Source organism: Streptosporangium carneum (assembly GCF_027922005.1).
GTDB classification, from domain to species: Bacteria; Actinomycetota; Actinomycetes; order Streptosporangiales; family Streptosporangiaceae; genus Streptosporangium; species Streptosporangium carneum.
In genome coordinates, this window is the sequence record NZ_BSEV01000137.1 from 1 (window position 1) to 553 (window position 553).

Sequence of the window (553 nt, forward strand, 5' to 3'; positions counted from 1 at the left end):
GCCGGGTTGAAGTCGGTCGTCTCGACCTCGAAGCGGCCGGACTCGATATTGGCCAGATCGAGAATATCGTTGAGGATGCCCAGCAGCGCCTGGCCCGAGGCCTCGATCAGGCTGACCATCTCGCGCTGTGACGGCTCCAGATCGGTGCTCGGGAGCAGGCTGGACATGCCCAGAATGGCGTCCATCGGCGTGCGGACCTCGTGGCTCATCGTCGCCAGGAATTTCGACTTCGCCCGGCTGGCTTCTGTCGCCTGCTGGCGCGCTTCCACGAGATCGTGGATGTCGGTCATGGCGCCCACCATGCGCACCGGATCGCCGTCCGGCGTGCGCACGGCTTCGCCGCGGATGCGGAACCAGCGATGTTGACCACCAACGATGCGCAGGCGCACCGACAGGTCGAAGGGGCGGCCGGTCTTGAAATGTGCATTGAGGGCCGATTGGAAGCGCGGCGTGTCGTCCCGGTGGACCAGCGAGAGAAACTGGTCGGAGACCGAGGTGTGCTCGCGGCTCTGATAGCCCAGCAATTCACGGCCGCGTGGCGAGACATAGATCT

General features: G+C 64.9%; 1 protein-coding gene. It reads right to left on the reverse strand.

Annotated features, from left to right (window positions below):
* Positions 1 to 553 (reverse strand): PAS domain-containing protein (locus PKF00_RS45030; protein ID WP_271223787.1); only part of this gene is annotated, 553 nt, incomplete at both ends.